This window comes from Pseudomonas sp. BT-42-2, assembly GCF_025847435.2.
Lineage (GTDB): Bacteria > Pseudomonadota > Gammaproteobacteria > Pseudomonadales > Pseudomonadaceae > Aquipseudomonas > Aquipseudomonas urmiensis.
Genome location: NZ_JAOYTM010000012.1, coordinates 257,676 through 283,130 on the forward strand (window position 1 = coordinate 257,676; position 25,455 = coordinate 283,130).

Consider the following 25,455-nt stretch of genomic DNA (forward strand, 5'->3'; position numbering starts at 1 on the left):
GCAACGGTGCTTCTGTGCAACATAGCTGGTGGCGCGCGTTCTTGCCTTGCACAGATGTTGCACAGGGTTATCCTTGCGCACTGTTATTACCACCCCGGAGATCGTCATGCCCCGTTCAATGTCCGTTATTGTCTTGCTGCTGTGCTTGGCGTTATGGCTGGCGGCGAGCTATGGCGTGCGTTATGGGCTGATGGAGGATGCCCAGTGGGTGGGGCTGTGCGGCGTGCCGGGGGAGTTTTGGCAATGCCAGCTGCGCTCGCTGCTGGGGTTGGCGATTCATTTTCAGGTGATTGCCTGGGCCGGGCTGGGCTTGGCGCTGTTGGCGCAGCTGCTGGCGGGGCGGGCCGGATGGATTCTGGCGGCGCTGGCATTGCTGTTCGGGATCCCGGCACTAGTGCTATACACCGCTAGCATTGCGGTGTTTGCGGTGGTGTTGGCCGGGTTGCGGTTGGTGCGTCAGCCAGTGCCGAGCAAGCTCGGTTAAGCGGAGACTGCGCAGCCCTCATCGCGGGGCAAGCCCGCTCCCACGCAGTTCATCCATGCAGGTCATGGCGAGTTATCGATGCAGGTCATGGCGTGGGAGCGGGCTTGCCCCGCGATAGCGTTGCTTGGTCTGACGCTATCGCGGGGCAAGCCCGCTCCCACGTTTCCACATGCGCGCTTCATTAAACATGTTTCATCGGCAGTTTATTTACTTAGCCTGCTAACAAACTCTATAACTAAGGCCTGCGACACAGTGCCGCAGCCAACGAGAAGTGGAGTTTTAACGATGACAGTCCAAGTAACCGAACGTGACGAATCGAAAATGTCCCACGAAGGCCTGGCCGCCGGTGTGCGGATCTGGGATGTGCATCAGCAAGGTCAGCTGGTCGGCATGTTCCACCAGGAGCATGAAGCCCATCAGTACCGCATGGAGCTTGAGCACCTTGAGAACCAGCGGCACACGCAGTAAACAGTCTTCGATAAAAGAACCCGCCAAGGCGGTAATGTGTTCACTTAAGATTTGGGGCCGCTTTGCGCCCCTTCGCGGCGGTTCGGCGCTCCGACAAGCCCGCTCCCACAGGTACGGCGCCGACCGTCCGAGCGGCGCTATCCCTGTGGGAGCGGGCTTGCCCGCGAAGGGGCGCAAAGCGGCCCCAAAGCAGGCGACAAGGGCCTTAAGTGAACAGCATTACCGCCAGGCGGGTTTTTTCGTGTTTACCACATCAGGTCGTCAGGGATCTTGTAGGCAGCGTACGGATCGTCCTCGTCCGCCTCCTCGACATGGGTATTGAGCAGCAGGATGCGATTAGGGTCGCGCTCCTGGATCTTCACTGCCGCTTCGCGCGGGATCACCTCGTAACCACCGCCGAACGACACCACCGCCAGCGAGCCATTGCTCAACTTGCTGCGCATCAAGGCGTTGACGGCGATGCGCTTGACCTTCTTGTCGTCGACGAAGTTGTAGTAATCCTCGGTGGTCAGCTTGGGCAGGCGGGTGGCTTCGATCAATTGCTTGATCTGCGCGGCGCGGGCTTTGTGCTCGGCCTTTTCCTGCTGCTGGCGGTTCAGCTCCTGATCGCGCTTGGCCTTCTCGGCCATGGCTTCCTTGGCCAGGCGCTGCTGGGTGTCGTCCACCTCGACCTGGCCCTTTTGTTCCAGGCGCTTCTGTTTCTTTTCTGCTTTGTTGGTCTGCTTGACCTGCTTCTGGTTAACCAGACCGGCCTTGAGCAATTGGTCGCGAAGGGAAAGGCTCATGGATGTTCACTCACTTATGCAACAGCTCAGCCGCAGCTGGGCAGGTTCTTTTCCTGACGTTTGGCTTCACCCCAAAGGGCGTCCAGCTGGTCAAGGTTACACTCTTCGATCGGCTTGCCGCTGTCGCGCAAGGCCTGTTCGATGAAGCGGAAACGTCGCTCGAACTTGCGGTTCGCGCGGCGCAGGGCGTTTTCTGGGTCGTGCTTGAGGTGGCGGGCCAGGTTGACGGTGGCAAACAGCAGGTCGCCGATTTCGTCTTCCAGCGCATCGCTGTCGCCGTCGGCCATGGCCTGCAATACCTCATCAAGCTCCTCGCGGACCTTGTCCAGCACCGGCAGTGCTTCCGGCCAGTCGAAGCCGACCGTGGCCGCACGCTTTTGTAGCTTGGCCGCTCGCGACAAGGCTGGCAACGCGGCAGGCACATCGTCGAGCAACGACAGCTGCTCTGGCTCGCTGTGCTCGGCGCGCTCCTCGGCCTTGATCTGCTCCCAACGGGCTTTGACCTCGGCCTCGCTCAGGCGTGGGGTGTCGAGGGCCGCGTAGAGATCGCCGGTGGGGAATACGTGAGGGTGACGACGAATCAGCTTGCGGGTAATGGCATCGACCACACCGGCGAACTCGAAACGGCCCTCCTCGCGCGCCAGCTGGCTGTAGTAGACCACCTGGAACAACAGGTCGCCCAGCTCGCCTTGCAGGTGAACAAAGTCGCCGCGCTCGATGGTATCGGCGACTTCATACGCCTCTTCGAGGGTGTGCTGAACAATGCTGGCGTAGTCCTGCTTGAGGTCCCAGGGGCAGCCGTGCTTGGGGTCGCGCAGCCGGGCCATCAGGTGCAGCAGGTCTTCTAGGGTGTAGGTCATGGGTCAATCCTTCCGGACCGTGTCGCCCCATTCGCGGGCAAGCCCGCGCCCACAAGGACCGCTGAGATCCTGTAGGAGCGGGCTTGACCGCGATGAGGCCGCCGCGATTTCAAGGGGTACGATTACGCCGCGTCTCGATGATGTTAGGCAACTGCGAAATGCGCCCCAGCAAGCGTCCGAGGGCACCCAGGCCCGGAATCTCGATGGTCAGCGACATCAGCGCGGTGTTGTCTTCCTTGTTCGAGCGGGTGTTGACCGCCAGCACGTTGATCTTCTCGTTGAGCAACACCTGCGACACGTCGCGCAGCAAACCTGGGCGATCGTAGGCGCGGATGATGATGTCCACCGGGTAGGTCTGCACCGGCACCGGGCCCCAGCTGACCTGGATGATCCGCTCCGGCTCACGGCCAGCCAGTTGCAGCACCGAGGCGCAGTCCTGGCGGTGGATGGTCACGCCGCGGCCTTGGGTGATGTATCCGACAATCGCCTCACCGGGCAGCGGCTGGCAGCAACCGGCCATCTGCGTGAGCAGGTTGCCAACCCCCTGGATCTGGATATCGGCACGCTTGCCGGTGCGCGAGCTCGACGATTTGCGCGGGGTCAGCTCGATCTGCTCGATGCGCTCAGGTTCGAGCAGCTGCTGCGCGGCGTTGACCAGATGGGCCAGGCGCAAGTCGCCGGCGCCGAGGGCAGCGAACATGTCCTCGGCCGTCTTGACGTTGGCCTTCTCCGCCAGGCGCTCGAAGTCCACCTGCGGCAGGCCGAGCCGGCTGAGTTCGCGTTCGAGCAGGGTCTTGCCGGCAGCGACGTTCTGGTCGCGTGCTTGCAGCTTGAACCAGTGGACGATCTTCGCCCGTGCCCGCGAGGTGGTGACATAGCCGAGGTTGGAGTTCAGCCAGTCGCGGCTAGGGCTGCCGTGCTTGCTGGTGATGATTTCCACCTGCTCGCCGGTCTGCAGGCTGTAGTTGAGCGGTACGATCCGCCCGTTGATCTTAGCGCCGCGGCAGTTGTGGCCGATCTCGGTGTGTACGCGGTAGGCGAAGTCCAGCGGCGTGGCGCCCTTGGGCAGGTCGATGGCGTGGCCGTCGGGGGTAAAGATGTACACCCGGTCCGGCTCGATATCGACCCGCAACTGCTCGGCCAGGCCGCCGATGTCGCCCAGTTCCTCGTGCCACTCCAGCACCTGGCGCAGCCAGGAGATTTTTTCTTCGTAGTGGTTGGAGCTGGCCTTGACGTCGGTGCCCTTGTAGCGCCAGTGGGCGCAGACGCCGAGCTCGGCTTCCTCGTGCATGCCGTGGGTACGGATCTGCACTTCCAGTACCTTGCCCTCAGGGCCGATCACCGCCGTGTGCAGCGAGCGGTAGCCGTTCTCCTTGGGGTTGGCGATGTAGTCGTCGAATTCCTTGGGGATGTGCCGCCACAGGGTATGCACGATGCCGAGCGCGGTGTAGCAATCGCGGATTTCCGGCACCAGCACGCGCACGGCGCGCACGTCGTAGATCTGGCTGAACTCCAGGCCCTTGCGCTGCATCTTGCGCCAGATCGAATAGATGTGTTTCGCCCGGCCACTGATATCGGCGTTGACGCCGGTGGCCAGCAGCTCGTTCTGCAGCTGGTTCATCACGTCGCTGATAAACCGCTCGCGGTCCAGCCGGCGCTCGTGCAGGAGCTTGGCGATCTGCTTGTACTGATCGGGTTCGAGGTAGCGGAAGGACAGGTCCTCCAGCTCCCACTTGATATGACCGATACCCAGGCGATGGGCCAGCGGCGCATAGATGTCGAACACCTCACGCGCCACGCGCAGGCGTTTTTCATCGTCGGCGGCCTTGACCGCACGAATCGCGCAGGTGCGCTCGGCGAGCTTGATCAGTGCCACGCGCACGTCGTCAACCATGGCCACGAGCATCTTGCGCAGGTTTTCCACCTGCGCCTGGGAGCCGAGTACCAGCGACTGACGCGGGCTGAGACTGGCACTGATGGCCGCCATGCGCAGCACGCCGTCGATCAGCTTGGACACCACCGGACCAAAGCGCTGGCCGACCTCGGCCAGGGTCACCTTGCCTTCGCGCACCGAGCGGTAGATCACTGCGGCAACCAGCGAATCCTGGTCAAGCTTCAGGTCTGCAAGAATTTCGGCAATTTCCAGACCGGCCTGGAAGCTGGACGTACCGTCCGCCCAGGAATGCTTGGCCGGGTTGCCCTTTTTCTCGACTTCCTGGGCGAACTCACAAGCCTCTTTCAGGGCCACGCGGTCCAACGCCGAATCGACGCTGACCACATGATCCAACCACGCTTCGAGATTGATACTGCCGTCGGTGTTGACCGGCTGGTGCACTCTCACCTGTACCATCTTTGCTTTACCTTTCCATACAGTGCACCACGCAGGTGCACTGACAATCACCGTGTGACCTCCAATCCATGGAAGCCGCACCAAGGGGCCAGCTGGCTAGCCCGCTTCGAATAACGCCATGGCTTCGACATGCGCCGTCTGAGGAAACATGTCGAGAATCCCGGCCCTTGTTAACCGGTACCCTTGAGCGACCAGCACCTGGGCGTCTCGCGCCAGCGTCGCTGGGTTGCAGGACACATAGACCAACCGCTTGGCCTTGAGGCGTGCGATGTCTTGCACCACCTCGAAAGCACCGTCGCGCGGTGGATCCAAGAGTACCGCAGAAAAGCCCTCGGCGGCCCATCCGGCGCCTGCCAAAGGCTGCGATAAATCGGCCTGAAAAAACCGTGCGTTATGCACATTATTTTCCCGGGCATTGGCCGCGGCCCGATCGACCATGGCCTGTACACCTTCCACCGCAACCACTTCGCGGGCCAGCCTGGCCAGCGGCAGGGCAAAGTTGCCCAGGCCACAGAACAGATCCAGCACCCGCTCATCGGCTTGCGGCGCGAGCCAGGCCAGGGCCTGCTCGATCATCATCGTATTGACCTGGGCATTGACCTGGACGAAGTCGCCCGGCCGCCAGGCCAGTTGCAACGCCCACGGCTCCAGGGTGAAGCCCAAGGTTTGCCCGGCCTCGACTGGCGCCGGCTCACCGTCCCCTTGCAACCATAGCTGGGCACCGGCTTCTTTGCAGAAGGCCTGCAGGCGCGCCAGGTCGTCTTCCGGCAGTGGCGCCACATGCCGCACCAGCAACGCTTCGGCGCTACCACTGAAGAGCTCCACATGGCCCAGGGCCTGAGGTTTGCTCAAGCTGCGCAGCACAGTCGGCAAATGCCGCATGATCGTTTGCAAGGGCTGTACCAGCACCGGGCAGTCGTCGATGGCGATGATGTCCTGGCTGGCTTCGGCACGAAAGCCTACGTCCAGTTGCCGCGCCTTGGCGTCCCAGCGCACGGCGATACGCGCCCGCCGGCGGTAGCCAAACTCCGGACCGAACAGCGGCGCGGCCCAGGCCTGCGGCTGGATACCGGCCACCCGCTGCAACTGCTCGGCGAGCAGGCGCTGCTTGAGTACGAGCTGGTCTTCATGCGCCAGGTGCTGCAAGTTGCAGCCGCCGCAGCGGTCGAAATGCCGACACGGCGCCTGGCGCCGTTCGGCGCTGGCCTGCAACACCCGCTCAAGACGCGCTTCGACAATTTTGCCGCGGGCATTTAGCACCCGCGCCTCGACCGCTTCGCCGGCCAGCGCACCACTGACGAACCAGGTGCGCCCGTCATGGAAGGCGATACCTCGGCCATCAGCGGACAGCCGCTCGATGTCCAGGCGCTGCTTCTTGCCCACCGGGACTTGGGGTGCACGGTTGCCGCCAGCCGGTTGGAAGCGCAGGCCGCCTTTGCTTTTCTTGCTGGTCATCAGGTCGCGTCAAACAGGCCGGTGGAGAGATAACGATCACCGCGATCACAAATGATCGCGACCATCACGGCGTTTTCCACTTCCTGGGACAGGCGCAGCATGGCCGCTACCGCACCACCGGAAGACACACCGCAGAAAATGCCCTCTTCACGGGCAAGGCGACGGGTGACGTTTTCGGCCTCGGCCTGGGACATGTCCACGACCCGATCAACGCGGGTGGCATCGAAGATCTTCGGCAGGTATTCCTGCGGCCAGCGGCGGATGCCGGGGATGGCCGAGCCTTCCATCGGTTGCAGACCGACGATCTGCACCGCTGGGTTTTGCTCCTTGAGGTACTGCGAGCAGCCCATGATGGTCCCGGTGGTGCCCATGGAGCTGACAAAATGAGTGATGGTGCCTTGCGTCTGTTGCCAGATTTCCGGGCCGGTGCTGGTGTAGTGGGCAATCGGGTTGTCGCCGTTGGCGAACTGATCCAGGACCAGGCCACGGCCTTCGGCCTGGAGCTTCTCGGCCAGATCGCGCGCACCTTCCATGCCCTCTTCCTTGCTGACCAGGATCAGCTCGGCGCCATAGGCCGTCATCGCCGCCTTGCGTTCGGCAGTGGAGTTGTCCGGCATGATCAGGATCATCTTGTAACCCTTGATCGCCGCCGCCATGGCCAAGGCGATACCGGTGTTGCCGGAGGTCGCTTCGATCAGGGTGTCACCGGGCTTGATCTGGTTGCGCAGCTCAGCGCGGGTGATCATCGACAGCGCCGGGCGGTCTTTGACCGAGCCTGCGGGGTTGTTGCCTTCGAGCTTGAGCAGCAAGGTATTGCTGGTTTCGCCGGCTAAGCGCTGCAGGCGAACCAGAGGCGTATTGCCGACGCAATCGGCGATGGTTGGGTACTGCAGGGTCATGGCGTATTTCGCAATCCGGACGGCAGGGGCGCCTATCATACCGGCAAACCTTTCGCGGCCATATCACGCAATCTGCGGTTGCTATAGCTAACCGCTATATAGGCGTTGGATACGCTTCCCCGGGCACGCGCAGTTCAGGCTCCAGCGTATGACGTTGGCTCTACAGCGGCCTCGTGCGAGCGGGCTTGCCCCGCTATATGCGCGGGCAGGCGCATGCACAAGCGCAGGCCGTGCTTGCCATTCTCCGCCCACAAGGTGCCGCCCTGGCGCTGGATGGCGCCGCGCGCGATGCTCAGGCCCAGGCCAAAGCCTCCGTCCCCCGGCCGCGATCCGTCCAGGCGCGAGAAAGGCGCGAAGATCCGCTCCAGATCGTCCTCGGCCACACCCCCGCCTTGATCCTCCAGCCAGATCCGCCAGTAATTGCCCTCACGCTTTGCGCCGAGGCTGATCAAGCCCTGATCAGGCGAATGACGAATGGCATTGCGCAGCATGTTCTCGAAGGCCTGGGCCAAGTGATTGAGGTTGCCCTGCACCCAGCAGTTTGCCGGCACCTCGCAGCGCAGCCGCGCCGGGCACCAGCCACTCTCGTAGCAGGCGTCCTCAGCCAGCATCTCCCACAACGCCTGGAGCTGGATCGGCTCAAGGTTCATCGGCGCTCGCTCGGCGTCCTGCCAGGCCAGTTGCAAAGTATCCTCGACCAGTTGCTGCATGCAGTCGACTTCACGGGTCAGGCGCTCACGCAGACGCTCCAGGTCGCTCTCGCCATCGCAGGCCACGCGCAGACGGCTCAGCGGAGTACGCATTTCATGGGACAAATCGCGTAGCAGTTGCTGCTGCAGGGCAACCGTACCCTGCAAGCGTTCGGCCATTTGGTCGAATGCCCGCGCCAACTCGCCCAACTCGTCATGCCGGCCGATGGTGCGCGAATCGAGACGTGCCGAGAGCTGATCGGCGCGCCAGGCAGTGGCCTGTTCGCGCAGCTGGTTCAGCGGCACGATCAGCATGCGATACAGACCAACGCACAACAACAAGGTGAACAGGCCCGGAATCACGCCATTGGTCACGACTTGCCAGAGCAGGCGGTACTTGCCGGGATTGAGCCGCTCGGGCAACTCGATGACCAACATGCCCTGCTCGGGCAGCGTGGGAAACGCCAGGCGCACCCAGGGCTGATCGACACTGCGCCGGCTCATGGGCCAGTCGACGCCGCGCAAGCGCGTCATGCGCTGGCGCTCGGCGGTGACCAGCGGCGTGCTGCTCAGTGATTGCAGGTCGGCATCGAGCACGCCGACCCAGCCTGGTTCGCGCTGGCGCCTCTCGGCCAACCAGCGATCGACCCCAGCCTGGCCGCCTTCGCGCCAGGCCCGCTCGGCCTCGGCGGCGTAATTGCGCAGCTCTTGGCGCGCCGACTCGGAGAGAAACGCATTCTGGGTTTCCATGTGCCGGCCCCAGGTGTAGCTCAGACCGATCATCAACAGGCAGAAACCCACCAGCAGGATCGCCAGCCGCCAGAACAGCGAGTGTCGGTCAAGCATGATCAATCGGCCTCAGCGGCACTGAGCACGTAGCCCTTGCCCCAAACGGTGCGAATCTGCTGATCGTGATACCCCACGCTCTTGAGCTTGCGGCGGATCTGGCTGACATGCATGTCCAGGCTGCGATCGTGACGCGAGTAGCCGCGCTGGAGCACCTGCTGATAAAGGAAGGGCTTGCTGAGCACCTCCTCCTGGCTGCGCTTGAGGGTATCGAGCAGGCGGTATTCGCTGGGGGTGAGCCCAGCCCATTGACCGTTCAGGCAGACATCGCTGGCGGCCTCGTCGTACTGCAACTGGCCCGGCTCGACCTGCGGCTGGACTTTGCGCCGGCGCTCAAGATCGACCCGGCGCAGGATCGCCTCGATGCGTACCTGCAATTCGGCCATGCTGAACGGCTTGGGCAGGTAGTCGTCGGCACCACGCTGGAAACCGGTGATGCGATCGGCTTCGGCACCGAGCGCCGACATCAGGATCACCGGCGTAGTGCTGCGCCTGCGCAGTTGGGCGAGCGCGTCCAGGCCATTGAGGCCAGGCAGCAGGATGTCCATGAGCACCACATCGAACACCTGACGGCCTGCCGTTTCCAAGCCTTCCTGGCCATTGCGGCACCAGGTCACCTGGAAGCCGCCACGCTGCAATTCCTCATGCAGGTAGGCGCCAAGGACCGGATCGTCCTCGATGGCGAGAATGCTCGAATTGTGAATAGCTACAGGATTCATTGGCTTCTGACATTTATTCTCAGTTGCGCGATTATTGGCCATGTGGCCGGGCCAGGCAACCCAATTGCGACCGGTGAGGTGATGAGGCCAGCCCAGGCGACAAAAATCGTCTGCAATGAGTGCATTAGCGCCAGACCCGGAGTAACGTTCCGAGATTATTCCGTCCCGCTCGGCGACGGCCGCAAGGCACATCACAGGAGGCGAGTGTGCTCGATCGTTTGGGAATCAGAAGCCGGGTGCTGTTGCTGGCCTTGTTGCCAGCCAGCCTGATGGCACTGGTGCTGGGCAGCTATTTCACCTGGTTGCAGCAGAACGAGCTGCGCAGCCAACTGCTGCAGCGCGGCAAGATGATCGCCGAACAGCTGGCGCCGCTGGCCGCACCGGCGATGGCCCAGCACACCGCGCCGCAGCTCGAACGCATCGCGGCCCAGGCGCTGGAGCAGGCCGACGTGCGCGCCGTGGCGTTCCTCGCGCCCGACCGCTCGCGCCTGGCCCACGCCGGCCCGAGCATGCTCAATCAGCCGCCCAGCGGCGGCACTGGTACCCAACTGCTGCAACGCAGCGGCAACGATGCCACGCGCTACCTGATGCCGGTGTTCGGTCATCATCGCGACCTGGCTACCGATGCCATCCCCGCCGAGGCCGAGCGGCTGCTTGGCTGGGTCGAGATCGAGCTGTCCCACGACGGCACCCTGCTGCGCGGCTATCGCAATCTGTTCACCAGCGTACTGTTGATCCTGGGCTGCCTGATCCTGACGGCCCTGCTCGCCCTGCGCATGAGCCGCACGATCAACGACCCGATCAGCCGCATCAAGCAAGCGGTCACCCAACTCAAGGACGGCAACCTCGAAGCGCGGCTGCCGGCCATGGGTAGCCACGAGCTGGACGAATTGGCCGCCGGCATCAACCGCATGGCCGAAACCCTGCACAACGCCCACGAAGAGCTGCAGCACAGCATCGACCAGGCCACCGAAGATGTGCGCCAGAACCTTGAGACCATCGAGATCCAGAACATCGAACTGGACATGGCGCGCAAGGAGGCCCTGGAGGCCAGCCGGATCAAGTCCGAGTTCCTCGCCAACATGAGCCATGAGATCCGCACCCCGCTCAATGGCATCCTCGGCTTTACCCACCTGCTGCAAAAGAGCGAGTTGGCGCCGCGCCAGCTCGACTACCTGAGCACGATCGAGAAATCGGCCGACAACCTGCTGGGGATCATCAACGAGATCCTCGACTTCTCCAAGATCGAGGCCGGCAAGCTGGTGCTCGACAGCATCCCGTTCAACCTGCGCGACCTGATCCAGGACACCCTGACCATCCTCGCCCCAGCGGCCCACGCCAAGCAGCTGGAGTTGCTCAGCCTGGTCTATCGCGACACGCCATTGTCGTTGGTCGGCGACCCGCTGCGACTCAAGCAGATCCTCACCAACCTGGTCAGCAACGCTATCAAGTTCACCCGTGAGGGCACCATCGTCGTGCGCGCCATGCTCGAGGACGAGCAAGAAGACAGCGTGCAACTGCGCATCAGCGTGCAAGACACCGGTATCGGCCTGTCGCCACAAGATGTGCGCACCCTCTTCCAGGCTTTCAGCCAGGCCGATAACTCGCTGTCGCGCCAGCCCGGCGGCACCGGCCTGGGGCTGGTGATCTCCAAGCGCTTGATCGAGCAAATGGGCGGCGAGATCGGCGTCGACAGCACGCCGGGGGAAGGCTCGCAGTTCTGGATCAGCCTGAACCTGCCCAAGGCCCACGACGATGCCGAGGATTTGCCGCTGCAACCCTTGCTCGGGCGACGCGCGGCGATCGTCGACGGCCACGAACTGGCGCGCCAGGCCCTTGAGCACCAACTGGAAGATTGCGGCTTGAGCGTGAGCCTGTTCGCCTCCTTCGATCAGCTGCTGCAAGGCGTTCAGGCGGCGCACCTGGCAGGCCAGCCATTCGAGTTCGCCGTGCTCGGGGCCAACCTGGGCAACCTGTCGCCGGAACAACTCGCCCAGTACCACCAACAACTGGAGCGCCTGGATTGCCAGTGCGTGGTGCTGTGCCCGACCACCGAACAGGCGCTGTACCACCCTTACCTGCCCAACGCCCATGGTCAGCTGCTGTCCAAGCCGACCTGTACGCGCAAGCTGCGCCGGCTGCTGGTCGAGCTGATTCAGCCACGACGGCAAACCAGCGAAGTCAGGGTTGCCGGCAGCCAGCGGGTGCCGAAGATCCTCTGCGTCGACGACAACCCGGCCAACCTGCTGCTGGTGCAGACCCTGCTCGAAGACCTCGGCGCCGAGGTGCTGGCGGTCGACAATGGCTTTGCGGCGGTGCAAGCCGTGCAGGATGAGCCGTTCGACCTGGTGCTGATGGATGTGCAGATGCCCGGTATGGACGGGCGCGCCTGCACCGAGCAGATCCGCCTGTGGGAAAACAGCCAGAGCGGCAATCCGTTGCCGATCGTCGCGCTCACCGCGCATGCCATGGCCAATGAAAAACGCGCCCTGCTGCACAGCGGCATGGACGATTACCTGACCAAGCCGATCAGTGAACGGCAACTGGGCCAGGTGGTGATGAAATGGACCGGGCTGAACCTGGGCACCCCGCAACAGGAACGCATCACCGAGCGCCTGCCTGACAGCATCGAACTGAAGGTGCTCGACCCGGAGGAAGGCTTGCGCCTGGCCGCCGGCAAACCGGACTTGGCAGCGGACATGTTGAGCATGCTGCTGGAGTCGCTGGAGGCTGATCGCCAGGCGATTCGCAGCGCACGTGAAGCGGGCGATCGTGAGGCGATGATCGAGCGGGTACACCGCTTGAATGGCGCCTCGCGCTACTGTGGAGTGCCGCAGTTGCGGGCGGCGTGCCAGCGTAGCGAGACCCTGCTCAAGCAGGATAATCCCCAGGCCTTGCAGGCGCTGGATGAGCTGGATCAGGCGATCAGCCGGTTGGCCGAACAGGCGCAGCAGAGTGCTTGAGTGCGTTTACTGATGCTCCCACGGGCTTCTCGACACCTCGGACCCCGTGGGAGCGGGCTTGCCCGCGAATAGGCCGGCACTGACTGAGCCTCCCATGGCACCGATCAAAGTCCGCCAAGCCAATCGGGCTAAACTCACCTCGCCTCATTGCCAAGGAATCCGCCATGCGCACTCTGTTGTTCAGCAGCCAACACTACGACCAGGAAAGCTTCACCCGGGCCAGCACCGACAACAACCTGGAACTGCACTTCCAGTCGGCCCGCCTGACCCTGGACACCGCCGCCCTGGCCAGTGGCTTCGAGGTGGTCTGCGCCTTCATCAACGACGAACTGGACCAGCCGGTGCTGGAGCGCCTGGCCGCCGCTGGCACGCGCCTGATCGCCCTGCGCTCGGCGGGCTACAACCACGTCGACCTGGCCGCCGCCAAGCGCCTGGGGCTGGCCGTGGTGCGGGTGCCGGCCTACTCGCCGCATGCGGTGGCCGAGCACGCGGTGGCGCTGATCATGGCTCTCAACCGCCGCCTGCATCGCGCCTACAACCGCACCCGCGAAGGCGACTTCACCCTGCACGGGCTGACCGGCTTCGACCTGCATGGCAAAACCGTCGGGGTGGTCGGCACCGGCCAGATCGGGGTGGCCTTCGCCCGCATCATGGCCGGCTTTGGCTGTCAGTTGCTGGCCTACGACCCCTATCCCAACCCCGACATGCTGGCCTTGGGCGCACGCTACCTGGAACTGCCTGAATTGCTACGCCAGTCGCGGATCGTCAGCCTGCACTGCCCGCTGACCGAGCACACCCGCCACCTGATCAACGCCCACAGCCTGGCAGCGCTGCAACCGGGTGCGATGTTGATCAATACCGGTCGCGGAGCGCTGGTCGACACCCCAGCCCTGATCGATGCGCTCAAGAGCGGCCAACTCGGCTACCTGGGCTTGGACGTGTATGAAGAAGAAGCCCAGTTGTTCTTCGAGGACCGCTCCGACTTGCCCCTGCAAGATGATGTGCTGGCCCGGTTGCTGACCTTCCCCAACGTGATCATTACCGCCCACCAGGCGTTTCTGACCCATGAGGCGCTGGATGCGATCGCTGCGACCACCCTGGAAAATATCATCCGCTGGGTGGCAGGCAATCCGCAGAATCTGGTCGAGGGTTGATGCTAGGATACGCGGCATTTCTGGAGGACCCATGGTCGAGCACGATTTCCGCTACACCCTATTCAACCCGCAACACACCCTGATCGAATGCCGCGCGCTGGTGCCGGGTCGCTATCAGGTGACCGGCAATGGCGGTTCGATCCAGAAGGACGACGTCCTGCTGGTCACCCTCAAAGGCAGCAAGGATTTGTCCATGCGCCTGACCGTGGAAAGCGTACGCCACCTGATCAACCCGCGCGGCCAGTGGGTCGCGGTGGCCAGCGGCCCGGCGTTCAAAGAGCTGGAGATCCTCAACTGGCAGGTCAAGTGCGACAGCTGCCAAGCCGTGCTCGACTTCGAGTTCGCCGTCGACGGCAAGCTGGGCAACAAGGCGCACAAGCCGGCCGCCACTGCCCGCGTCGCTGAATTGGGCTGGACCAGCAAGGGTGACAAGCACCTGTGCCCACACTGCCAGGAGAGCGCTCAGTGAAAAACATGCTGACCGGCGTGCTGATTGCCACCGGCCTGCTGGGCTGCGCTGCGCAGCCGTCGAAGTTGCAACAAGAGCAGAGCTATGTGCTTGAGTGGATTGGCGAACGCCCGCTGATCGATTACAGCCACCTCACCCTGACCTTGGCCGAAGACGGCCGCGCCTATGGCAATGGTGGCTGCAACCATTGGTTTGCGCCGTATACGCTTGAGGGTCAGCGGATCCGCTTCGGCAAAGTCGGCAAGACTCGCAAGCTGTGCGCGCCGGCGTTGATGGAGCAGGAGAAGCGTTTCCTCGAGGCGCTGGAGACCGTGCAGCGTTGGGATGTTTCGGCGATCGAACAGATTCGGTTCTGGCCGGCGCAAGGCAAGCCGTTGCGATTCTGGCCTGAAGAAGGCTGATCACCTCTGTTGGGGTCGCTCTGCGGCCCTTCGCGGCGGTTCAGCGCCCCGCCAAGTCCGCTCCCACAGAGTGTGTACCGGGTACAAGCTCGGTCCCTGTGGGAGCGGGCTTGCCCGCGAGGGGCTGTAAAGCAGCCCCAGCTATCAAGTCAACATCGTTAGGCGCCTTTGAGGGCCTTGATCTTCTCCTGCAGCCCTTCCAGGGTCTGCTCGCCCATCAGTTGCTCACGGACCTTGCCTTTGTCATCGATGATGTAGGTCACCGGCAACGCCTCGCTGCGCGGCAGCTCATAACGCTCTGCCGGATCCTGGGCCAGTACCGTGAAGCCAATCCCGAGGGTCTCGGCAGCTTGCTTGAGGTCCTGCCCTTGCAGGCCATCGAAGTTCACCCCGACCACCTTGATACCCTGGCTGTCCCACTGCTTGGCCGCCGCGTTCAACTCAGGGATTTCAGTGCGGCACGGCCCGCACCATTCGGCCCAGTAATTGAGCACCAGCCAGTGCCCCTCGATCTGTTCAGCCTTTACCGTATTGCCGTGCTGGTCCACGCCGTAGTCCGCACCGCAACCGCCGAGCAACAGGCTCGCAGTGATGGCCAGTGCAGCTGCCAAACGCTTTGCCATGGGTCAATCCTTCTCGAAGTTTTCTAAACCTGTAATTCAGTCGCTGCGGTTAGAATAGCCGCCACACCCTGCTGGATGCGACCCGTCATGACTGATCTGACTCTCTATCATAACCCGCGCTGCTCGAAATCCCGCGGCGCCTTGGAGCTGCTCGAAGCGCGCGGCCTCAGCCCGACCATCGTGCGTTACCTGGAAACCCCGCCCGATGCGGCGACCCTCAAGGCATTGCTGGGCAAGCTGGGCATCGCCCCGCGCCAGCTGCTGCGCACCGGTGAAGACGAATACAAGACCCTGGAGCTGGCCAACCCGGCGCTCAGCGACCAACAGTTGATCGAAGCCATGGCCCAACACCCGAAACTGATCGAGCGGCCGATTCTGGTGGTCGGCGACCAGGCGGTCATCGGCCGCCCACCCGAGAAGGTGCTGGAGATCCTGCCGTGAGCGATCCATTCATCTTGGTGCTGTATTACAGCCGCCATGGCTCGACCAGCGAGATGGCCCGGCACATTGCCCGCGGCGTCGAGATGGCCGGCCTGGAAGCGCGCCTGCGCACCGTGCCGGCGATCTCCACCGAATGCGAGGCAGTGGCCGCGGATATCCCCGCCAGCGGGGCGTTGTACGCCACCCTCGACGACCTGCGCCACTGCGCCGGGCTGGTCCTGGGCAGCCCGACCCGCTTCGGCAACATGGCCGCGCCGCTCAAGTACTTCCTCGATGGCACCAGCAGCCTGTGGCTGGGCGGTGAGCTGGTCGGCAAGCCGGCGGCGGTGTTCACCTCCACCGCCAGCCTGCACGGCGGCCAGGAGACCACCCTGCTGTCGATGATGCTGCCGCTGATGCACCACGGCATGCTGGTCATGGGCCTGCCCTACAGCGAGTCGGCGCTGCTCGAGACCCGTGGTGGCGGCACCCCGTACGGGGCGAGCCATCATGCCGGGGCAGATGGCAAGCGCGAGCTGGACAGCCATGAGATCGCCCTGTGCCGCGCGCTCGGCCAACGCCTGGCGAGCACTGCCAAGGCTTTGGGTGGTGAACGTGGCTAGGAAGCCCAAGGTGCTGCCGCCGCTGGAGTGGTTGAGCCCGCGCCTGCGCTTGACGCGGGCCATGAGCCTGGGCTGTTTCTTCGGCCTGATCGCCCTGCTGGTGATCAATAACTTGTGGTTCGCTAACCTGCACGGGGCGCGGGTCGAGGTCATCCTGGCGATCGAGCTGATCCCGCTGCTGCTGTTGCTGCCGGGGATGCTCATGGGCAGCGCCCGGGCGCATGCCTGGACCTGCTTTGTGGTGAACATCTACTTCATCAAGGGCGTGTTGGCGGCGTTCGATCCGGCGCGCGCGGTGTTTGGCTGGATCGAGGTGCTGGTGAGCCTGGGGCTGTTTGTCAGCGGGCTGCTGTTCGTGCGCTGGAAGTTTCAGCATGAACGGCGGCTGGCCGGCGAAGGAAACTAGAACAAGCTACGTGGACTGCGTGGGCTACCTGGGCTAGGTGGGGGCTAGGTGGGAGCGGGCTTGCCCCGCGATAGCGAAACTGAGGCCGACATCGCTATCGCGGGGCAAGCCCGCTACCACGCAGTTCGCTCCAACCAGTTCGCTGCCACGCAGTCCGCTCCCACGCCCCTTCCGACAAGGGGCCACCGCCGAGGGGCCGAATCAGTGGTTGACTGTGTGCGCCAGCATCACCGAGAGCTGACACAGCGGCCGGCCACTCTCGGCATGCCACTGATTGAACACCTCCTGCACCAATGCCCGATCGCGCTGGCTGGTCGGCGCCTTGTCGATGATGCCCTGGGCAATCAACGCCGCCGCCATGTCATCGGTTGGGATGAAGGTGTCTTTGCCGACCATGCGCAAAAAACGCGGCGCCGACAACCCGCCGAGCTGGTTGCCATGCTTGGCCAGGTACTTCCACAAGCCCACGATATCGGTCACCGGCCAGTCGGCAATGAACGCACCGAAACTGCCCTTTTGCTGCTCGATATCCAGAATCATCTGGGCATTGCGCGGCACGCTCTTGAGCTTACCCAGGTGGCGGATGATTCGCTCATCCTGCATCAGCCGCTCCAGATGCTCGGCGCCCATGAGTACCACTTTCTCAGGATCGAAACCGAAGAACACCTGCTCGAAGGCCGGCCACTTGGCGTCCACCAAGCTGTGCTTGAGACCAGCGCGAAACACCCGCAGCGACAGGGTCGACAGGTAGCGGTCATCGCCGATATCGCGTAACTGCGCCGGGGTTTTCGGCTGCGGCAGGAAGGCCTCGAGGGCTTTGGCCGAGCCGAAGCGGTTCAGGCAGTACTCATGCAGCCACTGATAATCGCGCATGGGCTCAGATGTTCAGCACGTCGAGGAAGCGCGGCGCGGCGTTTTCGTCGATCTTCAGGCTGTTGAAATCGAACAGGTTGCGGTCGGCCAACTGCGACGGGGCAACGTTCTGCATGGCGCGGAAGATGCTCTCGGTACGCCCCGGGTGCTTGCGTTCCCACTCCACCAGCATCTCCTTGACCACCTGGCGCTGCAGGTTTTCCTGCGAGCCGCAGAGGTTGCACGGGATGATCGGGAATTGCTTCATGTCCGAGTAGGCCTGGATGTCCTTCTCATGGCAGTAGGCCAGCGGGCGGATCACCACGTTACGGCCGTCATCGGCACGCAGCTTGGGCGGCATGCCCTTGAGCGCGCCGTTGAAGAACATGTTGAGGAAGAAGGTCTCGACGATGTCATCGCGGTGATGACCGAGGGCCATCTTGGTCGCGCCGATCTCGTCGGCGAAGGTGTACAGGGTGCCACGGCGCAGGCGCGAGCACAGCGAGCAGGTCGTCTTGCCCTCGGGCACCAGCTCCTTGACCACCGAGTAGGTGTCCTTCTCGACGATGTGGTACTCGACCCCCAGTTCCTTGAGGTAGGCCGGCAGCACATGCTCGGGGAAGCCTGGTTGCTTCTGGTCCATGTTCACCGCGACGATCTCGAACTTGATCGGCGCCACCTTCTGCAGGTGCAGCAGAACATCGAGCATGGTGTAGCTGTCCTTGCCGCCGGACAGGCAGACCATGACCTTGTCGCCATCCTCGATCATGTTGTAGTCGGTGATGGCTTCGCCAGCGAGACGACGCAGGCGTTTTTGCAGTTTGTTCTGGTTGACCGAGAGGGTGCCCATAGCGCTTGAATCCGCGAGGTGTGACAAAAGCCGGCTATTTTACGCACAAACCGCACCTGGGCGTAGGGCCTGGGCACAATTAACGGCCGTATTCCGATCAAAGACTGCAAGGGAATCAGCAAGCCGATTGACAGCGCAATTTGCTCTAAAAAGCAGGTATTAAGCGGGGATCTGCTTCCTATACTGCGACATAAGGCCACATTACCGCATGCATCGGTGCCTGGCCTCGGGCCGCAAGCGCTCCACTTGGGGGGCGTTTGGCAACGACGATAGGAGTGACCCGCATGATCCATCACGTTCTGGGGCTGTTTACCCATCCCGATCAGGAGTGGAAGGAGATTCGTGGCGAGGACGAAACCATCAGCCACATGTACCTGACCCACACGCTGATACTGGCGGCGATCCCCGCGGTCTCGGCATTTATCGGCACTACCCAGGTGGGCTGGGTAATCGGTAATCGACCGGCAGTGATGCTGACCATGGAAAGCGCGCTGTGGATGAGCGTGATGTCCTACCTGGCCATGCTCGCCGGGGTGGCGGTGATGGGCGCCTTCATTCACTGGATGGCGCGCACCTACGATGCCACGCCGTCCATGGCCCAATGCATCGCCTTTGCCACCTATACCGCCACCCCGCTGTTCATCGGCGGCCTGGCGGCGCTCTACCCACACCTATGGCTAGGCATGCTGGTCGGCACAGCGGCCATTTGCTACACGGTTTACCTGTTGTATGTGGGCTTGCCGACGTTCATGAACATCCCATCGGATGAAGGCTTCCTGTTCTCCAGCTCGGTGCTGGCAGTGGGCCTGGTGGTGTTGGTGGCTATCATGGCCGCTACCGTGATCATCTGGGGCTTGGGCGTGGGGCCTGTGTATACCAACTAGATCCAAACCAACACTGGGGCATCAAGTCACGGGCCGCCGCAAGGCGGCCTTTGGCTGCCTGCTGACCGGTGGCTCGGCAGGCCAAAGGTGGTTACGGCATAATGCCCGGCTCAGGAGACTATTCACCGCCATGCCCGAGTTGCTCGAATCCCGCGTCGAAACCTGCTACCAGCAAGCCGAAGCCTTCTTCAAGCGCCCCTTTGCCCGCCCGCAGGTCAGCTTCAAGCTGCGCGGCCAGAAGGCCGGAGTTGCCCACCTGCATGAGAACCTGCTGCGCTTCAACCTGCAGCTGTACCGCGACAACCAGGAAGACTTCCTGCGCCAGACCGTGGCCCATGAAGTGGCCCACCTGGTGGCGCATCAGCTGTTTGGCGACAGCATCCAGCCGCATGGCGAGGAGTGGCAGCTGATCATGCGTGGGGTGTATGAGCTGCCGCCCAATCGCTGCCATAACTATGAAGTGAAGCGGCGCACGGCAACACGCTACATCTACCAGTGCCCTTGCCCGCAGAGTGATTTCCCGTTCAGTGCGCAGCGACACAAGCTGGTGCGCCAGGGGCGGCGTTATCTGTGTCGGCGCTGCCGGCAGATCCTGGTGTACAGCGGCCAGACGCGCGTCGAATAGACCACCGTTATCGCGGGCTTGCCCCGCGATAAGGCCGACGCTGCATCACAATTCCCAGCGACAAAAAAGGCGACCCGAAGGTCGCCTTTTTGCTTACGCCTGAATCAGCGAGCTGGGCCTTCAGCCACGCCCAGGTCGTCAGTCGGACGGGTGTCTTCCAGCGGCGAACCACCGGAAGCCAGTTCGGCTTGCAGTTTGTCTTCGTCCAGCTCCTTGACCCACTTGGCCACGACGATGGTAGCCACGCCGTTACCAATCAGGTTGGTCAGAGCACGCGCCTCGGACATGAAGCGGTCGATGCCGAGGATCAGCGCCAGGCCGGCAACCGGCAGATGGCCGACAGCCGACAGGGTCGCAGCCAGGACGATGAAGCCCGAACCGGTAACGCCTGCAGCACCTTTGGACGCGACCAGCAGCACCAGCAGCAGGGTGATCTGGTGGGTGATGTCCATGGTGGTGTCAGTGGCCTGGGCGATGAACACCGCAGCCATGGTCAGGTAGATCGAGGTACCGTCGAGGTTGAACGAGTAGCCAGTCGGGATGACCAGGCCAACCACGGATTTCTTCGCACCCAGACGCTCCATCTTGGCCAGCATGCGCGGCAGGGCCGACTCCGAAGAAGAGGTACCCAGCACGATCATCAGCTCTTCACGGATGTAGCGGATCAGCTTGAGCACGCTGAAGCCGTGGGCGCGGCAGATACCGCCGAGCACGATCAGGATGAACGCCAGGCAGGTGACGTAGAAGCAGGCCATCAGGTAGCCCAGCTGCACCAGCGAACCGACGCCGTACTGGCCGATGGTGAAGGCCATGGCACCGAAGGCACCGATCGGGGCCAGCTTCATGATCATGTTGATGATGTTGAACATGACATGGGCGAAGCGGTCGATCAGGTCCAGCACCGGCTTGCCGTAGCTACCCAGGCGGTGCAGGGCGAAGCCGAAGATCACCGAGAACATCAGCACTTGCAGGATGTCGCCGTTGGCGAAGGCACCGACCACAGTGTTAGGGATGATGTTGAGCAGGAAGCCGACGGTGGTCTGCTGCGCGCCTGCGGCGGCATAGGCGGCCACGCTGCTGGCGTTCAGGGTGCTGACGTCAATGTGCATGCCAGCGCCAGGCTTGACCACGTTGACCACGACCAGGCCGATGATCAGGGCGATGGTGGAAACGATTTCGAAGTACAGGAGCGCGTAGCCGCCGGTCTTGCCGACCGATTTCATGCTCTGCATACCAGCGATGCCGCTGACCACGGTGCAGAAGATGATCGGGGCGATGACCATTTTGATCAGTTTGACGAACCCGTCACCCAGGGGTTTGAGCGCGACGCCGGTTTCAGGGTAGTAGTGACCGAGCAGAATACCGATGGTGATGGCAACCAACACCTGGATATACAGGGATTTGTACAGCGGCTGACGTGTCGTCATGGCTAATTTTCCTCAAGTGTGCCGGTTTCCACCCTTCCCAGGGCGGGGGCACCTGAATCGCTAACCCTCCTGCACCTGGAGGGATTTGTCGTTGTGTTCGAGCCGCCTGGGCAGGTCTCTGCCAAGTCAATAGCAAGGGCGATGCCAAAATGCCCGGATTGGGTGCAGGAGCCGGATTTGAAGGGTTTGCTTGCCCAATGAGGGGGCAATGGTGGGGGAATCGCTGGCGGATTTCCGCCCGCTGGCGGGAATTGAACAGGGTCGATGGCGGGAATCCGCCCGGAGTGTGCCCTGCTGGCCTCACTGCGGGACGAGCCCGCTCCTACAGGATTAGCGGTGACCTTGTAGGCGCGGGCTTGCCCCGCGATGAGGTCGGTACTGACGAAGCACTCAATCGAGGTTGAAGATGATCCGGAACGCCGCCCCGCCCAGTGGCGAATCATCCAGGCTCAGGTGCGCGTCATAGCTGTCGATGATGTCCTTGACCACCGCCAGGCCGATGCCCTGCCCCGGATGCTGGCGATCCAGCCGCTCACCGCGCTGCAGAATCCGCTCGCGCTGATCCGCCGGCACCCCTGGCCCATCATCCTCGACGCACAACACCAGGTGCCCGGGCGTTTCCTGCAGGCTCACCCGCACCTGCCCCAGGCATAGCCGATAGGCGTTCTCCAACAGGTTGCCCAGCAACTCGAGCAAAGCGCCCTGCTCCATCGGCACCTGGGCGTGCTCTGGAACATCCACGTCGACGGCCACGCGCTTGTCGCGATAGACCTTGGCCAATGTGCTGCACAGGCTGTCGAGCAGCGGCTTGAGCTGCACCCGGTGGCGCACCAGGCCGCTCTTGCGCAAGCTGGCGCGCTGCAATTGATAGTCGATCTGCTGGCTCATGCGCTCGATCTGGCTCTGCAGCACCCGCGCCTGCTCACGCTCGCCGCTGCCTTGGCCCATGCTTTCGCCTACCCCTTGCAGCACTGCCAGCGGCGTTTTCAGGCTGTGCGCCAGGTCATCGAGCGAATCGCGGTAGCGCTGGCGCTGCTCGCGCTCGCTGTGCAGCAAGCGGTTGAGCGAGCCCGTCAGGCGCAGCAGCTCACGTGGGTGCTCGCGACTCAGGCCGTCGCGGGCGCCGGTTTCCACTTCGTCGAGCTCAAGGCTGAGCCTGCGCAACGAGCGCAGCCCCCAGGTCAGGCCGGCCCAGAGCAGCACCATTAACGCCAGCAAGGCTGCGCCAAAGCCCAGGTAGAGCTTCTCCCGCAGGCCGTTGATGGTGTCTTGGTACTCACGCACCGGCTGCAGGGCGACGATACTGTAGGCGGCGTTCTTGCCGCCGAGCAGCTTGACCTCGACGTCATAGACGAAGAACTCCTCACCGTCGTCCTGGCGAATGCGCGCGAACTCGTTGCCGCGCCCGTCGTAGCGGGGGTGATAGTTGATATTGCGGTCGGTGGTGGCCCGCGAGCGCCAGACCTGATTGCCCTGGCGATCGAAGATGTAGCCCATCAGGCCGGTATAAGGCAGGTTGTAGCGCTCATCCGGCAGCAGCTCGGGCATCTGCAATTGGCCATGCTCGATGCGCGCTGCGGAAATCAGCGTGGTGACGTCGGAAGCCAGGCGCTGCTCGATCGACTCCTGCAACGCCATGCTGAAGGCTTTTTGCAGGGCCGGCAGCAGCGCCAACATGAACAGCAAGGCAAGCAACGCCGCCGCCAGCATCAGGCGCACGCGCAGCGAGCGAATCATCGGCAGCGCTCGGTGAACAGGTAACCCAGGCCGCGCACGGTGTCGATCGGCTTGAAGCCATGCTCACCTTCGAGCTTACGGCGCAGACGGCCGACCAGCACTTCGATGACATTCGGATCACGCTCCTCGTCATCGGGATAGAGCTGCTCCATCAAGCGATCCTTGGCGACCACCTGCTGGTGATGACGCATGAGGTATTCCAGGATGCGGTATTCGTAGGCGGTCAGCGCCAGCGGCTGCTCGTCCAGGGTCGCCTGCTTGCGGTTGAGGTCGAGCACCAGCGGTCCGGCAGCGATGGTCGACTGGGTGAAACCACTGGAGCGGCGCAGCAGGGCATTGAGGCGGGCCTCCAGCTCTTCGAACTGGAAGGGTTTGACCACATAGTCGTCGGCCCCGGCGGCCAGGCCCTCGACTTTGTCCTGCCAGTTGCCGCGCGCGGTAAGGATGAGGATCGGGAAGCTCTTGCCCTGGTTGCGCAACTGGCGGATCAGGTCCAACCCGCTCATGCCAGGCAAGCCCAGGTCGACCACTGCCAGGTCGAAGTGGTACTCCTCGACTTGATACAGGGCTTCCTCGGCATTGGCGACCGCCTGGACCACATGACCCGTTTCGCTCAGGCGCGTGAACAGGTGGTGACGCAGCAGCGCCTCGTCCTCGACCACCAGCAGTTTCATGCCGCTCTCCTTCCTTATATTTGCTGGCCTCATCGCGGGACGAGCCCGCTCCTAGCGCAACTGTGTGCGTCGATACCTGAGCGGGCTTGCCCCGCGATGAAGCCGGAACTGACGAAAAGCATAACAGCGAACCGGCCCCTTCAGCGGGCCGGTCCGGCTTAGCCATCACCTCAGAACTTGTAGTTGGCCGACAGGTAGGTCTGGGCGCTGCTGGTAAGGCGCAGGGTGCCGACCTTTGGACCGCCGTGTTCGACCAGCTCGGTGCTGGCGTTGCTGCGCAGGTAACGGTAGCCCAGCTCGACCGAGGCGTTGTCGGTGATGTCCTGGATCACACCGGCCTGCAGGCCGACAGCGTAGCCATAGTCGGTATCGCGACCGTAGCCGGAGGACTCCTGGGACAGCTTGGTCATGCCCAGGCTACCGCCACCGAACAGCTTGGTGGTGTCAGTCACGGGCAGGAACACGTCGTAGCTGCCGAGCAGGTTTTCTTGACGCAGCTTGAGGCCGCTATGGTCGTTGGACACATTGTCGTAGGTCAGGTAGTAGCGACCTTGGTCGTTGATCTTACCTACGCGCACGCCCCAGGTGCCGTCCTTGCTGATGATGCCATCGGCGTTGAGATGGTCGGTGTTGCGATCGAGCAGGCCGGACTTGCGGATCTTATCGCTGGTCTGGCCGTAGGTGAGGCTGGCGAAGGTGTCGTCGGCTTGGGCGCTGACGGTGAAGCCTGCGGCGCAAACGGCCATGGCGGCGATCAGGGTATTGAGTGTTTTCATAGCTTCGTACTCCAGTTGGATGCGCTGTTTCGGTCTGGAAGCTAGAGTAAGCAAGACGCCCTGAACCGCTGCTGAACCCAGGCTGAACCTTCGCTGAACGAGTCGCACCGATTGTCGAAACGCCATGTCCAAGGAGCTACGACCATGCGTTTTCTGCTTGCCCTGACCCTGATGTGCAGCGCCGCCGTTACCCAAGCGGCCGTGCAAACCCGCGAGATCGCTTACCAGGACGCCGACGGCAACCGTCTGGTGGGTTACTACGCCTACGATGACGCCATCGAGGGCAAGCGCCCCGGCATCGTCGTGGTGCATGAATGGTGGGGGCTGAACGACTACGCCAAGCGCCGTGCCCGCGACCTTGCTGCGCTCGGTTACAACGCGTTGGCGATCGATATGTACGGCGATGGCAAGAACACCGAACACCCGGCTGACGCCAAGGCGTTCATGGCCGCCGCCCTGAAGGATCCCAAGGCAGCTGCCGCACGCTTCGATGCAGGTCTTGAGCTCTTGAAGATCCAGCCCAACATTAATAAGCATCAACTGGGCGCGGTGGGTTACTGCTTCGGCGGCAAAGTGGTGCTCGATGCCGCCCGCCGCGGGGTAAAGCTTGATGGCGTAGTGAGCTTCCATGGCGCGCTGGTGACGCAGGAGCCCGCCAGGCCTGGGGTGATCAGGGCGAAGATTCTGGTGGAGCACGGTGACGCTGACAGCATGATCACACCAGAGCAGGTCGCGGCGTTCAAACAAGAGATGGCAGCGGCTGGGGCTGATATGAAGTTCGTCGGCATTCCTGGGGCCAAGCATGGCTTTACCAATCCGGATGCTGACCGCTTGAGCCATGGTGGGCATGGCGGGCCGGACATCGGTTATGACAAGGCGGCGGACGAGAGCTCTTGGGCGGATATGCAAGCGTTCTTCAAGACTGCGTTTGATTGACTATCGCCGGGGCCGCTTGGCGGCGCTTCGCAGGCAAGCCAGCTTCTACACGGTTCATCTTGAGCCTGCCAAGGGCCGCA

25 protein-coding genes and 1 pseudogene are annotated in these 25,455 nt (G+C 63.0%); 12 read left to right on the forward strand and 14 right to left on the reverse strand.

Going from position 1 to position 25,455, the window contains the following annotated elements; genetic code table 11:
• Positions 1-106: 106 nt before the first annotated feature.
• Both OIU19_RS15865 and OIU19_RS15870 read left to right on the forward strand, forming a co-directional pair.
• The gene (locus OIU19_RS15865; RefSeq protein ID WP_264235797.1) at positions 107-484 is read left to right on the forward strand and encodes a hypothetical protein; all 378 of its coding nucleotides are present in this window, start codon (positions 107-109) and stop codon (positions 482-484) included.
• A 285-nt stretch (positions 485-769) separates the two neighbouring features.
• Positions 770-952, forward strand: coding sequence for a hypothetical protein (locus OIU19_RS15870; protein WP_264235798.1), 183 nt, complete (start codon positions 770-772; stop codon positions 950-952).
• 245 nt (positions 953-1,197) lie between these two features.
• Here the strand turns inward: OIU19_RS15870 and OIU19_RS15875 are convergent, their stop codons facing one another.
• The 7 genes from OIU19_RS15875 to OIU19_RS15905 form a co-directional block, all read right to left on the reverse strand.
• Positions 1,198-1,737, reverse strand: a complete 540-nt coding sequence (locus OIU19_RS15875; RefSeq protein ID WP_264235799.1) for a DUF2058 domain-containing protein — start codon at positions 1,735-1,737, stop codon at positions 1,198-1,200.
• Positions 1,738-1,763: 26 nt separating this feature from the next.
• Positions 1,764-2,597: a nucleoside triphosphate pyrophosphohydrolase gene (gene mazG, locus OIU19_RS15880; RefSeq protein WP_264235800.1), complete on the reverse strand. Its 834-nt coding sequence runs from the start codon at positions 2,595-2,597 to the stop codon at positions 1,764-1,766.
• Positions 2,598-2,706: 109 nt separating this feature from the next.
• Positions 2,707-4,947 (reverse strand): GTP diphosphokinase, encoded by a 2,241-nt coding sequence (gene relA, locus OIU19_RS15885; RefSeq protein WP_186554645.1) that lies wholly within the window; start codon positions 4,945-4,947, stop codon positions 2,707-2,709.
• A gap of 96 nt (positions 4,948-5,043) precedes the next feature.
• Positions 5,044-6,402, reverse strand: coding sequence for a 23S rRNA (uracil(1939)-C(5))-methyltransferase RlmD (rlmD, locus tag OIU19_RS15890; protein WP_264235801.1), 1,359 nt, complete (start codon positions 6,400-6,402; stop codon positions 5,044-5,046).
• Positions 6,402-7,301 (reverse strand): cysteine synthase CysM, encoded by a 900-nt coding sequence (cysM, locus tag OIU19_RS15895; protein ID WP_264235802.1) that lies wholly within the window; start codon positions 7,299-7,301, stop codon positions 6,402-6,404. Before cysM ends, rlmD begins: the two co-directional genes overlap by 1 nt.
• A 134-nt stretch (positions 7,302-7,435) precedes the next feature.
• On the reverse strand, positions 7,436-8,836 hold the full coding sequence (locus OIU19_RS15900) for a cell wall metabolism sensor histidine kinase WalK (protein WP_264235803.1): 1,401 nt from the start codon (positions 8,834-8,836) through the stop codon (positions 7,436-7,438).
• Positions 8,837-8,838: 2 nt separating this feature from the next.
• The gene (locus OIU19_RS15905; RefSeq protein ID WP_264235804.1) at positions 8,839-9,555 is read right to left on the reverse strand and encodes a response regulator transcription factor; all 717 of its coding nucleotides are present in this window, start codon (positions 9,553-9,555) and stop codon (positions 8,839-8,841) included.
• A 206-nt stretch (positions 9,556-9,761) separates the two neighbouring features.
• Here OIU19_RS15905 and OIU19_RS15910 point away from each other — a divergent pair, with 206 nt between their 5' ends.
• The 4 genes from OIU19_RS15910 to OIU19_RS15925 all read left to right on the forward strand — a co-directional run bounded on the left by OIU19_RS15910 (position 9,762) and on the right by OIU19_RS15925 (position 14,542).
• Positions 9,762-12,518 carry a response regulator gene (locus OIU19_RS15910; RefSeq protein WP_264235806.1) on the forward strand — a complete coding sequence of 919 codons (2,757 nt, stop codon included), beginning with the start codon at positions 9,762-9,764 and terminating at the stop codon, positions 12,516-12,518.
• A gap of 164 nt (positions 12,519-12,682) precedes the next feature.
• Entirely contained in the window at positions 12,683-13,672 is a 990-nt protein-coding gene (locus tag OIU19_RS15915) for a 2-hydroxyacid dehydrogenase (protein WP_264235807.1), read from the forward strand.
• Positions 13,673-13,703: 31 nt separating this feature from the next.
• Entirely contained in the window at positions 13,704-14,141 is a 438-nt protein-coding gene (locus OIU19_RS15920) for a hypothetical protein (RefSeq protein WP_264235808.1), read from the forward strand.
• Positions 14,138-14,542 carry an META domain-containing protein gene (locus OIU19_RS15925; protein ID WP_264235809.1) on the forward strand — a complete coding sequence of 135 codons (405 nt, stop codon included), beginning with the start codon at positions 14,138-14,140 and terminating at the stop codon, positions 14,540-14,542. Before OIU19_RS15920 ends, OIU19_RS15925 begins: the two co-directional genes overlap by 4 nt.
• A gap of 158 nt (positions 14,543-14,700) precedes the next feature.
• Here the strand turns inward: OIU19_RS15925 and OIU19_RS15930 are convergent, their stop codons facing one another.
• On the reverse strand, positions 14,701-15,165 hold the full coding sequence (locus OIU19_RS15930; protein WP_186554637.1) for a TlpA disulfide reductase family protein: 465 nt from the start codon (positions 15,163-15,165) through the stop codon (positions 14,701-14,703).
• A gap of 87 nt (positions 15,166-15,252) precedes the next feature.
• Here OIU19_RS15930 and arsC point away from each other — a divergent pair, with 87 nt between their 5' ends.
• From arsC to OIU19_RS15945, 3 genes are read left to right on the forward strand one after another with little or no spacing between them, the layout of a single operon-like run.
• Positions 15,253-15,606 carry an arsenate reductase (glutaredoxin) gene (gene arsC, locus OIU19_RS15935; protein WP_186554636.1) on the forward strand — a complete coding sequence of 118 codons (354 nt, stop codon included), beginning with the start codon at positions 15,253-15,255 and terminating at the stop codon, positions 15,604-15,606.
• Positions 15,603-16,208: an NAD(P)H:quinone oxidoreductase gene (gene wrbA / locus OIU19_RS15940; protein ID WP_264235810.1), complete on the forward strand. Its 606-nt coding sequence runs from the start codon at positions 15,603-15,605 to the stop codon at positions 16,206-16,208. Before arsC ends, wrbA begins: the two co-directional genes overlap by 4 nt.
• The gene (locus OIU19_RS15945; RefSeq protein ID WP_264235811.1) at positions 16,201-16,614 is read left to right on the forward strand and encodes a DUF2069 domain-containing protein; all 414 of its coding nucleotides are present in this window, start codon (positions 16,201-16,203) and stop codon (positions 16,612-16,614) included. Before wrbA ends, OIU19_RS15945 begins: the two co-directional genes overlap by 8 nt.
• Positions 16,615-16,815: 201 nt before the next feature.
• On the opposite strand, the gene OIU19_RS15950 is transcribed toward OIU19_RS15945, so the two are convergent.
• A complete protein-coding gene (locus OIU19_RS15950) occupies positions 16,816-17,487 on the reverse strand; it encodes a DNA-3-methyladenine glycosylase I (RefSeq protein ID WP_264235812.1) in 672 nt (223 codons plus the stop codon).
• Positions 17,488-17,491: 4 nt separating this feature from the next.
• Positions 17,492-18,316, reverse strand: a complete 825-nt coding sequence (gene ttcA, locus OIU19_RS15955; RefSeq protein WP_264235813.1) for a tRNA 2-thiocytidine(32) synthetase TtcA — start codon at positions 18,314-18,316, stop codon at positions 17,492-17,494.
• 284 nt (positions 18,317-18,600) lie between these two features.
• On the opposite strand from ttcA, the gene OIU19_RS15960 reads away from it, so the two are divergent.
• Together OIU19_RS15960 and OIU19_RS15965 are read left to right on the forward strand one after the other, a co-directional pair.
• The gene (locus tag OIU19_RS15960; protein ID WP_186554631.1) at positions 18,601-19,200 is read left to right on the forward strand and encodes a Yip1 family protein; all 600 of its coding nucleotides are present in this window, start codon (positions 18,601-18,603) and stop codon (positions 19,198-19,200) included.
• Between the two features lie 127 nt (positions 19,201-19,327).
• A pseudogene (locus OIU19_RS15965) lies at positions 19,328-19,825 on the forward strand (SprT family zinc-dependent metalloprotease); the annotation flags it as partial.
• 104 nt (positions 19,826-19,929) lie between these two features.
• On the opposite strand, the gene OIU19_RS15970 reads toward OIU19_RS15965, so the two are convergent.
• The 4 genes from OIU19_RS15970 to OIU19_RS15985 all read right to left on the reverse strand — a co-directional run bounded on the left by OIU19_RS15970 (position 19,930) and on the right by OIU19_RS15985 (position 24,439).
• On the reverse strand, positions 19,930-21,252 hold the full coding sequence (locus OIU19_RS15970) for a dicarboxylate/amino acid:cation symporter (RefSeq protein ID WP_186554629.1): 1,323 nt from the start codon (positions 21,250-21,252) through the stop codon (positions 19,930-19,932).
• 390 nt (positions 21,253-21,642) lie between these two features.
• Positions 21,643-22,989, reverse strand: coding sequence for an ATP-binding protein (locus OIU19_RS15975; protein ID WP_264235814.1), 1,347 nt, complete (start codon positions 22,987-22,989; stop codon positions 21,643-21,645).
• Positions 22,986-23,663, reverse strand: coding sequence for a response regulator (locus OIU19_RS15980; RefSeq protein ID WP_186554627.1), 678 nt, complete (start codon positions 23,661-23,663; stop codon positions 22,986-22,988). The genes OIU19_RS15975 and OIU19_RS15980 overlap by 4 nt, the downstream gene beginning before the upstream one ends.
• A gap of 170 nt (positions 23,664-23,833) precedes the next feature.
• Positions 23,834-24,439, reverse strand: coding sequence for an outer membrane protein (locus OIU19_RS15985; protein ID WP_264235815.1), 606 nt, complete (start codon positions 24,437-24,439; stop codon positions 23,834-23,836).
• Between the two features lie 144 nt (positions 24,440-24,583).
• On the opposite strand from OIU19_RS15985, the gene OIU19_RS15990 reads away from it, so the two are divergent.
• Positions 24,584-25,375, forward strand: a complete 792-nt coding sequence (locus tag OIU19_RS15990; RefSeq protein ID WP_264235816.1) for a dienelactone hydrolase family protein — start codon at positions 24,584-24,586, stop codon at positions 25,373-25,375.
• Positions 25,376-25,455: the final 80 nt, after the last annotated feature.

What these genes read in the sequence shown, in the direction of transcription:
- OIU19_RS15865 (WP_264235797.1), top strand. Translation starts at nt 107, where the DNA reads ATGCCCCGTTCAATGTCCGTTATTGTCTTGCTGCTGTGCTTGGCGTTA.
- OIU19_RS15870 (WP_264235798.1), top strand. Translation starts at nt 770, where the DNA reads ATGACAGTCCAAGTAACCGAACGTGACGAATCGAAAATGTCCCACGAA.
- OIU19_RS15875 (WP_264235799.1), bottom strand. Translation starts at nt 1,737, where the DNA reads ATGAGCCTTTCCCTTCGCGACCAATTGCTCAAGGCCGGTCTGGTTAAC.
- mazG (WP_264235800.1), bottom strand. Translation starts at nt 2,597, where the DNA reads ATGACCTACACCCTAGAAGACCTGCTGCACCTGATGGCCCGGCTGCGC.
- relA (WP_186554645.1), bottom strand. Translation starts at nt 4,947, where the DNA reads ATGGTACAGGTGAGAGTGCACCAGCCGGTCAACACCGACGGCAGTATC.
- rlmD (WP_264235801.1), bottom strand. Translation starts at nt 6,402, where the DNA reads ATGACCAGCAAGAAAAGCAAAGGCGGCCTGCGCTTCCAACCGGCTGGC.
- cysM (WP_264235802.1), bottom strand. Translation starts at nt 7,301, where the DNA reads ATGACCCTGCAGTACCCAACCATCGCCGATTGCGTCGGCAATACGCCT.
- OIU19_RS15900 (WP_264235803.1), bottom strand. Translation starts at nt 8,836, where the DNA reads ATGCTTGACCGACACTCGCTGTTCTGGCGGCTGGCGATCCTGCTGGTG.
- OIU19_RS15905 (WP_264235804.1), bottom strand. Translation starts at nt 9,555, where the DNA reads ATGAATCCTGTAGCTATTCACAATTCGAGCATTCTCGCCATCGAGGAC.
- OIU19_RS15915 (WP_264235807.1), top strand. Translation starts at nt 12,683, where the DNA reads ATGCGCACTCTGTTGTTCAGCAGCCAACACTACGACCAGGAAAGCTTC.
- OIU19_RS15920 (WP_264235808.1), top strand. Translation starts at nt 13,704, where the DNA reads ATGGTCGAGCACGATTTCCGCTACACCCTATTCAACCCGCAACACACC.
- OIU19_RS15930 (WP_186554637.1), bottom strand. Translation starts at nt 15,165, where the DNA reads ATGGCAAAGCGTTTGGCAGCTGCACTGGCCATCACTGCGAGCCTGTTG.
- arsC (WP_186554636.1), top strand. Translation starts at nt 15,253, where the DNA reads ATGACTGATCTGACTCTCTATCATAACCCGCGCTGCTCGAAATCCCGC.
- OIU19_RS15950 (WP_264235812.1), bottom strand. Translation starts at nt 17,487, where the DNA reads ATGCGCGATTATCAGTGGCTGCATGAGTACTGCCTGAACCGCTTCGGC.
- ttcA (WP_264235813.1), bottom strand. Translation starts at nt 18,316, where the DNA reads ATGGGCACCCTCTCGGTCAACCAGAACAAACTGCAAAAACGCCTGCGT.
- OIU19_RS15960 (WP_186554631.1), top strand. Translation starts at nt 18,601, where the DNA reads ATGATCCATCACGTTCTGGGGCTGTTTACCCATCCCGATCAGGAGTGG.
- OIU19_RS15970 (WP_186554629.1), bottom strand. Translation starts at nt 21,252, where the DNA reads ATGACGACACGTCAGCCGCTGTACAAATCCCTGTATATCCAGGTGTTG.
- OIU19_RS15975 (WP_264235814.1), bottom strand. Translation starts at nt 22,989, where the DNA reads ATGATTCGCTCGCTGCGCGTGCGCCTGATGCTGGCGGCGGCGTTGCTT.
- OIU19_RS15980 (WP_186554627.1), bottom strand. Translation starts at nt 23,663, where the DNA reads ATGAAACTGCTGGTGGTCGAGGACGAGGCGCTGCTGCGTCACCACCTG.
- OIU19_RS15985 (WP_264235815.1), bottom strand. Translation starts at nt 24,439, where the DNA reads ATGAAAACACTCAATACCCTGATCGCCGCCATGGCCGTTTGCGCCGCA.
- OIU19_RS15990 (WP_264235816.1), top strand. Translation starts at nt 24,584, where the DNA reads ATGCGTTTTCTGCTTGCCCTGACCCTGATGTGCAGCGCCGCCGTTACC.